The organism is Asanoa ferruginea (assembly GCF_003387075.1).
GTDB classification, from domain to species: Bacteria; Actinomycetota; Actinomycetes; order Mycobacteriales; family Micromonosporaceae; genus Asanoa; species Asanoa ferruginea.
Genome location: NZ_QUMQ01000001.1, coordinates 5,046,846 through 5,059,778 on the forward strand (window position 1 = coordinate 5,046,846; position 12,933 = coordinate 5,059,778).

The 12,933-nt window shown below is 71.7% G+C and carries 13 protein-coding genes and 1 riboswitch; of the genes, 8 read left to right on the forward strand and 5 right to left on the reverse strand.

Going from position 1 to position 12,933, the window contains the following annotated elements:
* Positions 1–34 precede the first annotated feature (34 nt).
* On the forward strand, positions 35–1,906 hold the full coding sequence (locus tag DFJ67_RS23750; protein ID WP_170215942.1) for a pentapeptide repeat-containing protein: 1,872 nt from the start codon (positions 35–37) through the stop codon (positions 1,904–1,906).
* On the opposite strand, the gene DFJ67_RS23755 is transcribed toward DFJ67_RS23750, so the two are convergent.
* On the reverse strand, positions 1,899–2,783 hold the full coding sequence (locus tag DFJ67_RS23755) for a septum formation family protein (protein WP_116070024.1): 885 nt from the start codon (positions 2,781–2,783) through the stop codon (positions 1,899–1,901). The two genes, DFJ67_RS23750 and DFJ67_RS23755, sit on opposite strands and share 8 nt — an antisense overlap.
* Positions 2,784–2,853: 70 nt before the next feature.
* Between DFJ67_RS23755 and rpe the strand changes: the two genes are divergently transcribed.
* From rpe to ribH, 6 genes are all read left to right on the forward strand, one after another.
* Entirely contained in the window at positions 2,854–3,534 is a 681-nt protein-coding gene (gene rpe / locus DFJ67_RS23760; protein WP_116070025.1) for a ribulose-phosphate 3-epimerase, read from the forward strand.
* Entirely contained in the window at positions 3,534–4,511 is a 978-nt protein-coding gene (locus DFJ67_RS23765; protein WP_116070026.1) for a GGDEF domain-containing response regulator, read from the forward strand. Before rpe ends, DFJ67_RS23765 begins: the two co-directional genes overlap by 1 nt.
* Before the next feature lie 89 nt (positions 4,512–4,600).
* A riboswitch (FMN riboswitch) is annotated at positions 4,601–4,776 on the forward strand.
* A 126-nt stretch (positions 4,777–4,902) separates the two neighbouring features.
* Positions 4,903–5,970: a bifunctional diaminohydroxyphosphoribosylaminopyrimidine deaminase/5-amino-6-(5-phosphoribosylamino)uracil reductase RibD gene (ribD, locus tag DFJ67_RS23770; protein ID WP_116070027.1), complete on the forward strand. Its 1,068-nt coding sequence runs from the start codon at positions 4,903–4,905 to the stop codon at positions 5,968–5,970.
* A gap of 5 nt (positions 5,971–5,975) precedes the next feature.
* Complete coding sequence (locus DFJ67_RS23775) at positions 5,976–6,572, forward strand: riboflavin synthase (protein ID WP_116070028.1); 597 nt, start codon at positions 5,976–5,978, stop codon at positions 6,570–6,572.
* Entirely contained in the window at positions 6,569–7,801 is a 1,233-nt protein-coding gene (locus DFJ67_RS23780; protein ID WP_116070029.1) for a bifunctional 3,4-dihydroxy-2-butanone-4-phosphate synthase/GTP cyclohydrolase II, read from the forward strand. The genes DFJ67_RS23775 and DFJ67_RS23780 overlap by 4 nt, the downstream gene beginning before the upstream one ends.
* Entirely contained in the window at positions 7,801–8,268 is a 468-nt protein-coding gene (gene ribH, locus DFJ67_RS23785; protein WP_116070030.1) for a 6,7-dimethyl-8-ribityllumazine synthase, read from the forward strand. Before DFJ67_RS23780 ends, ribH begins: the two co-directional genes overlap by 1 nt.
* Here ribH and DFJ67_RS23790 read toward each other — a convergent pair.
* From DFJ67_RS23790 to DFJ67_RS23800, 3 genes are all read right to left on the reverse strand, one after another.
* Entirely contained in the window at positions 8,265–9,752 is a 1,488-nt protein-coding gene (locus tag DFJ67_RS23790) for an MOSC and FAD-binding oxidoreductase domain-containing protein (protein ID WP_211333964.1), read from the reverse strand. The two genes, ribH and DFJ67_RS23790, sit on opposite strands and share 4 nt — an antisense overlap.
* Before the next feature lie 346 nt (positions 9,753–10,098).
* Positions 10,099–10,815, reverse strand: coding sequence for an SDR family oxidoreductase (locus DFJ67_RS23795; protein ID WP_116070031.1), 717 nt, complete (start codon positions 10,813–10,815; stop codon positions 10,099–10,101).
* A gap of 19 nt (positions 10,816–10,834) precedes the next feature.
* Positions 10,835–11,698: a DUF427 domain-containing protein gene (locus DFJ67_RS23800; RefSeq protein WP_116070032.1), complete on the reverse strand. Its 864-nt coding sequence runs from the start codon at positions 11,696–11,698 to the stop codon at positions 10,835–10,837.
* A 117-nt stretch (positions 11,699–11,815) separates the two neighbouring features.
* Between DFJ67_RS23800 and DFJ67_RS23805 the strand changes: the two genes are divergently transcribed.
* Positions 11,816–12,409 (forward strand): CGNR zinc finger domain-containing protein, encoded by a 594-nt coding sequence (locus tag DFJ67_RS23805; RefSeq protein ID WP_203783744.1) that lies wholly within the window; start codon positions 11,816–11,818, stop codon positions 12,407–12,409.
* An 18-nt stretch (positions 12,410–12,427) separates the two neighbouring features.
* Here DFJ67_RS23805 and DFJ67_RS23810 read toward each other — a convergent pair whose 3' ends face one another.
* A complete protein-coding gene (locus DFJ67_RS23810) occupies positions 12,428–12,916 on the reverse strand; it encodes a PH domain-containing protein (protein WP_116070033.1) in 489 nt (162 codons plus the stop codon).
* Between the last annotated feature and the right edge of the window lie 17 nt (positions 12,917–12,933).

A 12,933-nucleotide genomic window follows, 5' to 3' on the forward strand; every position in this document is an offset into this window, starting at 1 on the left:
TGTGCTTCGCGGACGGGCGGCGACGATGGTCAACGTGGACAGACTGACCCGGCTCTCGGCCTTCTTCGCGTCCCCGAGAGGGCACCGGGTGCGGCTGGGACTCGCGGTCGTCGCCGCCGTGGCCGCGGTGATCCTGGTGCAACCCCGCTGGTGGGGCCGGGTCGCGCTGGCGGTCGGCGGGTTCCTCGTCGCGATCTGGCCCGTGGTGCTGCTGCTGTTGGTGGCGGCCCTGCTCGCGGGCCTGTGGTGGCTCGGTCGCCCGCCGCCGGCGCGGCGCCGGCAACGCCCCGCGGGCGCGCGCCTGCCGCTGTTCGTCCACGTTGGGCTGTTGCTCGTGCTGGCGCTGGTTGTCGCGGTGCTGGTCGGGTTCCTCTTGTGGCAGGCGTTCGGCCGTCCGGACGTGGGCAACCCGGTGCCCACGCCCCTGCCGACGGGGACCCCGGTGGTGGGGTCGGGGCGGTGGACGACCCAGAACACCCTCGACGCCCTGAAGATCGTGCTGTCGATCGTCGGCGGCCTGGGTGCGGTCGTCGCGCTGACCGTTGCCTACCGCCGCCAGCAGCACGGCGAGGCGGCCGAATACCGCGAGGACACGCGGCTCTTCACGGAACGGTTCGCGAAGGCCGCCGAACTGCTCGGCGACACCCAGGCCGCAGTGCGCCTGGCCGGTGTCTACGCGATGGCGGCCCTCGCCGACGACTGGGCCGACGGCCGGCAGTCGTGCATCGACGTGCTGTGCGCCTACCTGCGCATGCCGCACACCGCACCGGCGCCGCCGGGGGAGCCCGACGCCCACCCCGGCCCGGCACCGAGCCGCGACCCGCGGGACGAACGCGAGGTCCGGCACACCGTGCTGCGGCTGGTCCGCGACCACCTGCGCCTGCCGGTCGACCGGGACGCCAGCTGGCACGGACACTCCTTCGACTTCACCGGCGCGCTCTTCGACGGTGGTGACCTCAGTGGCATCACCCTCGACGGCACGACCCAGCTCAACTTCGCGGGAGCGACGTTCGCCGACGGTCGGATGTCGTTCGTGGCGGCGGACTTCGCCGGCGGTGCCGTGTTCTTCGAGGGTGCGCGGTTCGCCGGCGGCCGGGTGTCCTTCGGCGCCGCGCGGTTCGCCGGCAGCGACGTGGATTTCACCACAGCCCGATTCTCCGGCGGTGACGTCGCGTTCGAGCACGCGGAGTTCGTCGGTGGCGCCCTGTCCTTCGAACGCGCGGAGGTCTCCGCCGGCGCCATCTCCTTCGAAGAGGCGGAATTCTCCGGCGGCGATATCTCCTTTCAGCAGGTCGAATACTCCGGCGGGAAGGTGTCGTTCGCCCGGGCGGCGTTCTCCGGACCGACCGTCGACCTTTCGCGGGCCCGGTTCTCCGGCTGTGCGGTGTCGTTCGAGGAGGCGCGGCTCTTCGAAGGCGAGATCTCGCTCGAGCAGGCCGAGTTCTCCGACGGGGAGGTTTCCTTCGTGGGCGCCATGTTGGTCGGGGGCGCCGTGTCCTTTCGCCGGGCGACGTTCGCCGGCGGCGAGGTCTACTTCGAAGGTGCCCGCTTCACGGCCAGTGCCGCGTCCTTCCAGCAGGCCGCCTTCTCCGGCGGCGAGGTCTCGTTCCGGGAGGCGGCCTTCGAGGGCGGTGCGGTCTCGTTCCTCGACGCGGTCTTCGCGAGCGGCAAGGTGTCCTTCGCGGGTGCGGAGTTCTCGGCCGGCGAGGTCTCGTTCGCCGGTGCCGAGTTCGCCGGTGGCGAGGTGTCGTTCCTCGATGCCGAGTTCTCCGGCGGTGCCGTCGTCCTCGAGGGGTCGGTGGTCACCGATGACGTCGCCGACAGCGGGCCGCTGTTCGACCCCAACCTGGCCGACAGCCCGCCGCCCGGCCTGCGGCTGCCCGCTGCGGCCCGAGCGGCTAGTTGACCGGGAGCAGGCTGGTGCCGCCGCCCTTGATCGAGCGGGTGAAGGTGCGGCCGCTGTCCCAGGAGAAGCACTTCACGCCGCGGTTGCCCTGGTCCCACTCTTCGGTGGTGGGGTAGTAGTAGATCGTGCCGGTGCGGGCACCGAGGTTGTCGTCCTTGGGCAGCTTGGCGTAGGTCGCGACGAGGTCGAGGCAGGCCTTGTGGATGGTCTCGTCGTCGGCGAGGAAGGTCTTGTAGGACTTCTCCGGTGCCGAGTAGATGCCGACGAACTCGCTGCGGTGTGACTTCGTGCAGGCGACCGGGGTCATCTCCTGCACGAGTTCTTTTTCGATCTTCGGCGTGAAGCAGCCGTAGCGCAGCGCGGAGGTCTTGGCGAGCGCGCCCTTCAGCGAGCCGTCCCGCGACGCCATGCTGTCGTCGTCGAGGGAGCGGGTCTCGGCGAGGTCGCAGCGATACCAGCGGGAACCGCCCTGCCACGCCTCCGGGGCCGGCAGCACCAGGCCCAGGCTGAGCCGGGCCGTGCGCCAGTCGCCGCCGAGGAAGGTGCTGGCCTTGGCACTGCATTCGGCGTACGCCGTCTGGTAGCTCTTTTCGCCGGAGACCGGCGGCTTGCCGCCCGCGGTGTCGAACGCTCCGACATGGACCGTTTCGGTCACGTGCGTGGTGGCGCAGTCGACCGGCGCGTAGGCGGCCAGGTAGCCGGACTCGACCGCCGAGCTGTGACAGACCTCGTTGTCGGGGACGAACGGCTTCGGCTCGCTCATCGGCCGCCAGTCGTCGCTGATGTCGCCGTCGACGCCGGCGGGGTTGCTGCCGCAGCCGGTCAACGCCAGGGTTGCCACGAGGCCCGCGAGGCCCACCGCCCACCAGCGTCGCATCCATCCCTCCCCAGGGCCGGGTTGAGGGCAACCCTACGGGGATCGGGCCCGGCTTCGTACACTGGCCCGTGTGACCCGACCGTCGCCGATCGTGGCGCCCAGCATCCTCGCGGCTGACTTCGCCCATCTCGCTGACGAGGTACGCCTTGTCGAGCAGGAGGCGGACTGGTTGCACATCGACGTCATGGACAACCATTTCGTGCCCAATCTGACAATTGGGTTGCCGGTTGTCCAGAGTCTGCGCCCGATCACGCAGCTCCCGTTCGATGTCCACCTGATGATCGACGAACCGCGGCGGTGGGCACCGGCCTATGCCGACGCCGGCGCCTACAACGTCACCTTCCACGTCGAGGCCTGCGACAACCCGGTCGCGCTGGCCAAGGACCTGCGCGCCGCTGGTGCCAAGGCCGGCCTGGCGATCGACCGCGACACCCCGATCGAGCCATATCTGGAGCTGCTGCCCAGCTTCGACACGCTGCTGGTGATGACGATCAAGGCCGGGTTCGGTGGCCAGCGGTTCCTGCCCGCGCTGCTGGAGAAGGTCCGCCTGGCACGCACCGCCCGGGAGAGCGGCCACCTCGAGTTGCGCATCGAGGTCGACGGCGGGATCGCCGACGACACGATCGAGCAGGCGGCGCAGGCCGGTGCCGACGCGTTCGTCGCCGGCACCGCGGTCTATGGCGCCGACGACCCCGCCGCGGCCATCCGCCGGTTGCGCGCCCTCGCCGCGAGTGGTGTAGTCGGGCACTGATGAGCGAACGCACCGAGGTCGCGCTGGAGGCCGCCAACCGGCTGGGCCTCGTGCTGATCGTCGACGACGACGACGACATCGCCCGGTTCGTCGGCATCAGCCTCAAGCTGCACGGCTTCGAGGTGATGCACGCCCGCGACGGCGTCGAGGCGCTGGAGCTGATCGAGCGGATCAAGCCCGACCTGTGCGTGGTCGACCTGATGATGCCGCGGATCGACGGCGTCGAGCTGACCCGGCGGCTGCGGGCCAACCCGATGACGGCCGCGCTGCCGATCATCATGCTGACCGCGAAGGGCCTGACCGTCGACAAGGTCTTCGGCCTGACCGCGGGCGCCGACGACTACATGGTCAAGCCGTTCGACACGTCGGAACTGGTCGCCCGGGTCGAGTCGACGTTGCGCCGCAACCGCGAATACCGGGAGGTCTCGCCGCTGACCGGGCTGCCCGGCAACACCCGGATCAGCCGGGAGATCACCGACCGGGTCCGCGGCGGCACCGACTACGCGGTCGCCTACATCGACATCGACCGGTTCAAGAGCGTCAACGACGTCTACGGGTTCGGTCGGGGCGACGAGTTCATCGGCGCGCTGGCCCGCAGCCTGCACCGGGCGGTGACGGTCGCCGGGATGCCGCCCGCGTTCCTCGGCCACATCGGTGGCGACGACTTCGTGATCGTCTGCGCGCCGCACCAGGTCCGGCCACTCTCCGAGAAGGCCGTGCTCGACTTCGAGAAGACCACCGACGGGTTGTACGACGAGCGCGACGCCGCCCGTGGCTACGTCGAGGTGCGCGACCGGCGCAACAACATCCAGCGGGCCGCCCTGGTGACGCTGTCGATCGGGGTGGCGCTGTCCAGCGGCGAGCGGCGGTTCAGCGATCCCCGCGAGATCATCGCGCTGGCCAACGAGATGAAGGGCGTGGCCAAGAGCCAGCCCGGCTCATACGTGGCCGTCGACCGCCGGCTGTCCGCACCCTGACCGGTTCGTCCGTTTCTTGGGCTCGGTGTGAGGTAGGTCGCCTCACGATCGCTGTTCCGCGGATTGCGTGTAAGACTTAGTTACCCACCACGCGCTGGCGGGACTCGGTGAAATTCCGAACCGGCGGTGATCCGGGGGCCTGGCCCTTGGTAAGCCCGCGACCCGACCGAAGGCACCTCTTCGGGCGGTGGACCTGGTGAGAATCCGGGGCCGACGGTTGGGCGCCCTCACGGCACCCAGACAGTCCGGATGGGAGACAGCGCGAGGGCGGACGGCCGCGCCGTTGTCTGGCGCCGTCGTCGGGACGGTTGTTCGTTGCCGTTCCGAGCCCCCTCACGCATGCCTCCTTTCGCCCGCGCCGCGTGCACACGGCGAACGGGAAGGAACGGGCATGGCGAGCGGCGGCGTCTCCATCGACGAGGCGATGCGACGCGCGATTGCGCTTGGCGCACGCGGGCTCGGCACCACCAGTCCCAACCCCATCGTGGGTTGCGTCCTGCTCGATGCCGCCGGTGAGGTGGTCGGCGAAGGCTTCCACGCCTACGCCGGCGGCCCGCACGCCGAGATCGTCGCGCTCGCGCAGGCCGGCAACCGGGCCCGCGGCGGCACCGCGGTCGTCACCCTGGAACCCTGCAACCACACCGGCCGCACCGGCCCCTGCACCCGCGCCCTGATCAACGCGGGCGTGGCCAAGGTCGTCGTCGGCGTCGCCGACCCCGACCCGGTCGCCCGGGGCGGCGCCGAGACGCTGCGGGCCGCCGGCGTCGAGGTGCGGATGGGTGTCCGCGAAGACGAGGCCGAGGCCGGCAACATCGCCTGGCTGACCAGCGTGCGCCGGGGCTGGCCCTACGTGGTCTGGAAATACGCCGCCACCCTCGACGGTCGGTCCGCCGCCGCCGACGGCACCAGCATGTGGATCACCTCCGAGGCCGCGCGCACCGACGTGCACGGGCTGCGCTGCGCCAGCGACGCCGTGCTGGTCGGCGTCGGCACCGTGCTCGCCGACGACCCGCGGCTGACGGCCCGCAACCTGCGCGACGGCTCGCTGGCGATCCGCCAGCCGCTGCGGGTCGTGGTCGACAGCCACGGGCGTACCCCCGCTGGTGCCAAGATCCGCGACAACGCCGCCGCCACCTGGGTGGCGACCGCGGCCGAGGTCGGCACCGGTCCCGACGGCAAGGTCGACCTCCAGGCGCTGCTCGCGGCGCTGCACGTGCGCGGCGTCCGCTCGGTGCTGCTGGAGGGCGGCCCCCGGCTGGCCGGCGCGTTCCTCGCCGCCGGGCTGGTCGACAAGGTGATCGGGTACGTCGCGCCGAAGCTGCTCGGCGCCGGCCCGTCGGCGCTCGCCGACGCGGGCGTCTCGACCATCGCCGAGGTCATCGACCTCGAACTCACCGACGTCACGCGGGTCGGCCCTGACCTGCGGTTCACCGCTGTGCCACGCAAGAAGGAGGGCTGACCCGCATGTTCACCGGCATCATCGAGGAGCTCGGCGAAATGGTCGGCTGGACGGCCACCGGCGACGACTCCGGCCTGATCGCCATCCGCGGCAAGACCGTCGTCGACGACCTCGGGCACGGCGACTCGATCTCGGTCAACGGCGTCTGCCTGACCGCGGTCGAGATCTCCTCCGACGGGTTCACGGCCGACGTGATGGGTGAGACCCTCCGGCGCTCGTCGCTCGGCGAGCTCAAGCCCGGCGACCCGGTCAACCTGGAACGGGCGGCCAAGCTCGACAGCCGGCTCGGCGGCCACCTCGTGCAGGGGCACGTCGACGGCGTCGCCCGGATCACCGCCCGGGAGCCCGCCGAACAGTGGACCACCGTGCGGTTCGAGCTGCCGGCGGCGATCCGCCGGTATGTGGTGGAGAAGGGTTCGATCACCGTCGACGGTGTCTCGCTGACGGTCATGGAAGCGGGTGACGACACGTTCGCGGTGGGGCTGATCCCGACCACGCTCGGTCTCACCACGCTCGGTCACAAGCAGGTCGGCGACCTGGTCAACCTCGAGGTCGACATCATCGCCAAATACGTGGAACGACTTCTTGGGAAGAGGTCATGACGCTGTCAACTGTCGAAGAGGCCGTCGCCGCGATCGCGGCGGGCCGGCCGGTCGTGGTCGTCGACGACGAAGACCGGGAGAACGAGGGCGACCTGATCTTCGCCGCCGAGATGGCGACGCCGGAACTGCTCGCGTTCACCGTCCGCTACACGTCGGGCTACATCTGCGCGCCGGTCACCGAGGAAGACGCCGACCGGCTCGAGCTCCCGCCGATGTACCACACCAACCAGGACCGGCGCGGCACCGCCTACACGGTGACGGTCGATGCCCGCGAGGGCGTGACCACCGGCATCTCGGCCGCCGACCGGGCACACACGATCCGGCTGCTGGCCTCGGCCGACACGACCGCCGGCGACCTGTCCCGCCCCGGCCACGTGGTGCCGCTGCGGGCCAAGGCCGGCGGCGTGCTGCGCCGCCCCGGCCACACCGAGGCCGCGATCGACCTGGCCGAGCTCGCCGGGCTACGCCCCGCCGGGGTGCTCTGCGAGCTGGTCAACGACGACGGCACCATGATGCGCCTGCCCGACCTGGAGAAGTTCGCGGCCGAACACGGCCTGGTGCTGATCTCGATCGCCGACCTGATCGCCTACCGGCGCCACCACGAGAAGCAGGTCGAGCGGGTCGTCGAGACGCGCATCCCGACCGAGCACGGCGTGTTCACCGCGGTGGGCTACCGCGCGGCGCACGACGGCGCCGAGCACGTGGCGATGGTCTACGGCGACCTCGCCGACGGCGCCGACGTGCTGGTCCGGGTGCACTCCGAGTGCCTGACCGGCGACGTGCTGGGCTCGCTGCGCTGCGACTGCGGCCCGCAGCTCAACGCGGCACTGGCCCGGGTGGCGGCCGAGGGCCGCGGCGTCGTGCTCTACATGCGCGGCCACGAGGGCCGGGGGATCGGCCTCCTGCACAAGCTCCAGGCCTACCAACTCCAGGACCTGGGTCGCGACACCGTCGACGCCAACCTCGACCTGGGGCTGCCGGCCGACGCCCGCGACTACGGCACGGGTGCGCAGATCCTCTACGACCTGGGCGTGCGCTCGATGCGCCTGCTGACCAACAACCCGGCCAAGCGGGCCGGCCTCGAGGGCTACGGGCTGACCATCACGGGCCGCGAGGGCCTGCCGATCCGCCCGCACCCCGAGAACGTCCGCTACCTGCGCACCAAGCGCGACCGGATGGGACACCTGCTCGACGCCCTCGACGACGTCGACCTTGCGGAAGGATTCTGATGGCTGGTTTCGGCGAACCCGCGGTGGCCGCTGTCGACGCCTCGGGCCTGACGGTCGGCATCGTGGCGGCCCGCTGGCACAACGAGCTGACCGACCACATGGTCGACCGCGCGGTGGCCGCGGCCAAGGCGTCGGCGGTGGCCGACGTGGCGGTGGCCCGAGTGGCCGGCTCGGTGGAGATCCCGGTGGTCGCACAGGCGCTGGCGAAGAAATACGACGTGGTGGTCGCCCTCGGCGTGGTCATCCGCGGCTCGACGGCACACTTCGACTACGTCTGCCAGTCGGTGACCGAGGGCCTGACCCGGGTCGCGCTCGACTCGGGCAAGCCGGTCGCGCACGGCGTGCTCACCGTCAACACGCTGGAGCAGGCGCAGGACCGCGCCGGCCTGCCCGGCTCCGCGGAAGACAAGGGCTACGCCGCGACGCTGGCCGCCCTCGACGCCGCCCTGGCCATCCGGGCCATCTAAAGGTCGAGCACCACCGCGTCACGGGGGCGCGAGCAGCAGATGAGGGCGTCGCCCGGGCCCGGTGGCTCCAGCGGGTCCGGGTCGTAGTCGAGGTCGCCGGAGAGCAGCGCCGTCTCGCAGGTGTGGCAGACGCCGGTGCGGCACGACCAGCGGGTCGGCACGTCGCACGACTCGGCCAACTCCAGCAGCGAGCCCCGGTCGTCGGACCACGGGACGGTCAGGCCGCTGCGCGCGAACGTGACCGCCGGGCCGGTGCCGGGCGGGCCCTCCGGCGGGTGCGGCTTCTTGCGGGTCGCGTCGGTCACGCCCGGGTTGATCGCCGAGCGGGAGGCGAACAGTTCCCGGCGTACCCGATCGGGCTTCATCCCCGAATCGACCAGCCCGCTCGCGATGTCGTCCATGAAGGACTCCGGACCGCAGATGTAGGCGTCGGCCTCCAGCGGCGCGCCCAGCCCGTCGAGCACGGCGGGCGTCAGCCGGGTGTCGACCGAGTAGAAGATGTGCTCCTTCGCGTTGCGCAGCGTGGCCAGCAGGTCGCGAACCTCGCCCGCGAACGCGTGGTGGCTCGCATCGTGCGCGGTGTGGATCCACCAGACCTCGCGCGGGTCGTGGTCGGCGGCCAACCGGTGCAGCATCGCCAGCACCGGCGTCACCCCGATGCCCGCCGAGATCAGCAGGATCGGGTCGGTGCCGTCGGTCAGCACGAACTCGCCCCGGGCCGGCGCCACGTCGAGCGTCCCGCCGGCCGTCAGCGAGCCCTGCAGATAAGGGCTCACAGCGCCGTGCGCCTCGCCCTTCACGCTGATCCGGTAGGCGGCCGGGTCGAAGTGGTCGGACAGCGAGTAGGACCGCACCGGAGCCGGGTTGCCCGCGGGCGCGACCTTCAACGTCAGGTATTGGCCGGCCTGCGGCTTCGGCAGCGGCTGGCCGTCGGTGGGCGCCAGGTAGATCGACGTGATCGACGCCGTCTCGGGGACCACCCGGTCGACCCGCAACGGCCGGAAGCCGCGCCACGCCGGCTCCTTGCCCACCGGGATCGGGGCGAGCCCGCCGCCACCGGCCAGCACCTCCTTGAACGACGCCACCCAGCCCGGGCTGAGCGCCGGGATGTCGAGCGCCGCGCGGATCCGGTCGTGGTCGGGGTTGGGCAGGTAGAGCAGGGCGTCGATCTCGGCGACGGTCACCTCGTGCGGGCCGACCCGGGTGCGGACGATCTCGTCGCCCGCGCCGACCTCGCCCTCGGTGATCACCCGCAGGTAGAAGCCGGGCCGGTGGTGGCCGACCAGCAGCGCGGGCAGTTGCGGCTCGCCGAGCCGCAGGCCGACCCGGAAGCAGGTGACCCGCGGCTGGGTGACCTCGAACTCGGCGTCGCCGATCCGGTAGCGGTCACCGATGTGCACCTCGTCGTCGGCCAGCCCGTCGACGGTGAAGTTCTCGCCGAACGCGCCGTACCCCCGAGGTCTTTGGAAAAATGCTTCGACCAATGGGTGTACGAGTCGGTCTGGTAGACCAGCACCGCCCGCATCTCACCGCCGTGCCCGTCCTTGTCGCCCTGGCCGTCACCGTCGATGTTGAGCCGGCGCACCATCCGCCGCCCGTCCACCGGGGCCTTCCACACTCCCGTGTAGACGGTGTGCCCGTGCCACGGGACGTTCTTCGGCATCCCGACGTTGAGCGAGAGCAGGGTCGCCATGGTCGTCCTTCCGTCGCATGAGCAGCCGGCGCCACCAGCCGCCTTCCCCCGGCCGGCCGAGGTATACCGGCGGCAGCGGACCGAAGGCCGGCGTCACCGACTCCGGGCCTTCCGGGAGTCGCCTCTCGTCACACATGTCACACCAGCGGCTCTCCGCCGTCGATACCCAGCGACACCCCGGTCAGGAAGGTGTTGGTGAGGGCGAAGACGACGGCATCGGCGACGTCCTCCGGCGTGCCGATCCGGCGGGCCGGGTTGGCGTTGCCCCGGGTGGCGAACAGGGCGGCCTTCTTCTCCGCGCCGAGCGCGTCGTAGGCGCCGCTGTCGATCGTGCCGGGGGAGACCGCGTTGACCCGGATCGGCGCGAGTTCCACCGACAGCGAGCGGATCACGGCGTCGACGGCACCGTTGGTGGCCGCGACGGCGAGCATGCCGGCGGCCGGCTTGACCGCGGTCGCGCCCGAGAAGAACAGGAACGAGCCGTCGGCCGGCATCCGCGTGGCGAAGTGCTTGGCCAGCAGGATCGCGCCGACCGCCTTGGTGCGCAGCGACAGCGTCACCACGTCGGGGTCGAGGTCGCCGACCGCGCCGCGGGCCCGGGCCGAGGCGGTGGAGACGACGTGGTCGACGCCGCCGAGCCGCTCGGCCAGCGCGGCGACGCTCGCCTCGTCGGTCACGTCGACGGACTCGGCCACGATGCCCGGATCGTCGTAGGCCTCCGCGAGCGCGCCGGCGTCGCGACCGGCCGCGACCACGGACCCGCCGGCCTCGCGTACGGCGAAGGTGATGGCTCGGGCGATCCCGCCGGGCCGCCCGATCACCAGCACGGTCCGCTCTTTCAGGGTGGCGGTCATGGTCGTGCTCCTCTCTGTGCTATGTGGACTTCAGGATCTCGGCGGGGTCCAGGCCGCGGTCGACGCCGTGCGGCACCACGGTCTGCCCCGGTTCGAGGGCGAGCCGCTTGCCGTCGAGCAGCACCTCGATCAGGTCCGGCTCGAACGAGACCAGGCCGTCGATCAGTCGCACCTCGGGCCAGGCCTCGCGGTAGGACCAGGCCGCCCGCTTGCGGTCGCCGATGTCGTAGTAGCTGGCCAGCCCCTTGTAGGGGCAGAAGGTCTGTCCCTCGACCGGGTGGAGCGCGTCGGGGTCGACGTCGTTGCGGGGCACATACCAGCGCGGTGCGAAGCCCGACTCGTAGAGCGCCAGCGGCCGCTTCGTGTCGGCGACCACCCGGTCGCCGTCGCGCACGACCAACCGCCGGGAGGTCCGCCGGACGTCGATCCGGTGGTAGGGGTCGGCGGCGTGCCCGACGATCCGCTCGTCTTCCTCGTAGAACGCGTCCATCGGCCGCCAGGCGAACGCGACCCGGTCGCGCAGGTCGCTCGCGTGGTCGGGGAGGTCGGTGAACCGCCACGCGGCCCGCGGCGCGACCTGGTCGCCGCCGTGCACCGTGTACCACCCCGTTGGGCCCAGGTCGTGGTGCTCGGTCACCCGGTCGGTCGGCTCCAGCACGCCGCCCGCGATCGCGGCCAGCGGGAAGTAGGCCACCGGATAGCGGGCCGGCTCGTGCAGCAGCACGACCTCGTCGCTGTCGGCGATCCACTCGCCGCCGAACCGCACCCGCATCCGCCGGCGCAACCGCTCGGCGAACAGCAGCCGCGGCGGAAGGGGATCGGGAACCAGGAACCGGCCTTCCGGCTGGGCTGAGAGCGGCCCCTGCTGCCATGCGAGTCCCATCGGGCACCTCCCTCTCGATCTAATGGATAAGTCGACGCTATTTCCATTAGGTGAGAGCGCGCAAGCGGTTCTGGAAAAAAACTCGCGATTGTCTCACCTAATGGATAGGGTGGTGGGGTGAGCATAAGCCTGGCCGACGTCCAGCGCGCCGGCTTCCCGATGGGCGGCGAGCCGCTGGTGGCGCTCGACCTGGTCGACACCAAGATGCTCGTGACCGACCCGCCCACCGACCTGATCGCCGACCCCACGACGGCGCAGGCCTGGTGGCGCCTCCAGGCCAGCCGACTACCCGGCGGCCCGGCGCCCGACCTCCCGGCCACCCGGCGGCTGCGCACCGCGATCCGCGACCTCTTCGACGCCCATCTCGAGCACCGCGAGCCCGAAGCCGGCTCGCTCGACGACGTCAACGCGGCCGCGTCGGCCGTTCCGACCAGCCTGCGGCTCGCCCCGACCGGCGCCGGCTATCGCGAAGAGGTCCGCTGGCACACCGAGCAGGGCGGCAACGCGGCGCTCGCGGCCACCGCCCGCGGCGCCATCGAGCTGCTCGCCGACCCGACCCGGCTGGCCCGGCTGCGGCGCTGCGCCAACCCCAACTGCTCGATGCTCTTCCTCGCCGAGACCACCCGCCGCCAGTGGTGCACCCCCAACATCTGCGGCAACCGCACCCGGGTCGCCCGCCACTACCGGCGCGCCCACCCGACCACCGACTGACGCGGCGCGCGGTCGGTGCTAGGCGGACTCGGCCGTCGCGGCCGCGGCCTGGTGAGCGGCGAACAGCTCGCGGAGGGCGCGGACGCCGGCCAGGGCGTATTCCTTGTCGACGACCTGGAGCGCGATGATCGTGACCAGCTCGTCGTCGTGGAGCTCGGCGCCGGCGAACGAGACGCCGCGCTCGAAGCGGATCGCGCGGACGACCTCCCAGGGGAGGTCGTAGGAGCCGATCACGTTGCGGATCCGGATGCCCTTCGCGTCGGCGTCGACCCGGGGGCGCAGGAACAGCAGGATGCCGGCCGCGAACGCGATGCCCAGGCCGATCATCGCCGTCTGGTCGCCACGCTGGAAGACGGCCTCGCCCTCACCGGTCGAGCCGGTGAGGCCGAAGCTGACGGCGGTGAAGACGATCACGATCGCGGCGGCCGCACCGATCGCGACCTTGCGCGCCCGCTGCGGGCGGAACGTCACGGTGCCGGTCACGGAGGGCACAGCAGCACTGGTCACGGCAGCCCAGTCTGCCA

What these genes read in the sequence shown, in the direction of transcription:
- DFJ67_RS23755 (WP_116070024.1), bottom strand. Translation starts at nt 2,783, where the DNA reads ATGCGACGCTGGTGGGCGGTGGGCCTCGCGGGCCTCGTGGCAACCCTG.
- DFJ67_RS23765 (WP_116070026.1), top strand. Translation starts at nt 3,534, where the DNA reads ATGAGCGAACGCACCGAGGTCGCGCTGGAGGCCGCCAACCGGCTGGGC.
- ribD (WP_116070027.1), top strand. Translation starts at nt 4,903, where the DNA reads ATGGCGAGCGGCGGCGTCTCCATCGACGAGGCGATGCGACGCGCGATT.
- DFJ67_RS23775 (WP_116070028.1), top strand. Translation starts at nt 5,976, where the DNA reads ATGTTCACCGGCATCATCGAGGAGCTCGGCGAAATGGTCGGCTGGACG.
- DFJ67_RS23780 (WP_116070029.1), top strand. Translation starts at nt 6,569, where the DNA reads ATGACGCTGTCAACTGTCGAAGAGGCCGTCGCCGCGATCGCGGCGGGC.
- ribH (WP_116070030.1), top strand. Translation starts at nt 7,801, where the DNA reads ATGGCTGGTTTCGGCGAACCCGCGGTGGCCGCTGTCGACGCCTCGGGC.
- DFJ67_RS23795 (WP_116070031.1), bottom strand. Translation starts at nt 10,815, where the DNA reads ATGACCGCCACCCTGAAAGAGCGGACCGTGCTGGTGATCGGGCGGCCC.
- DFJ67_RS23800 (WP_116070032.1), bottom strand. Translation starts at nt 11,698, where the DNA reads ATGGGACTCGCATGGCAGCAGGGGCCGCTCTCAGCCCAGCCGGAAGGC.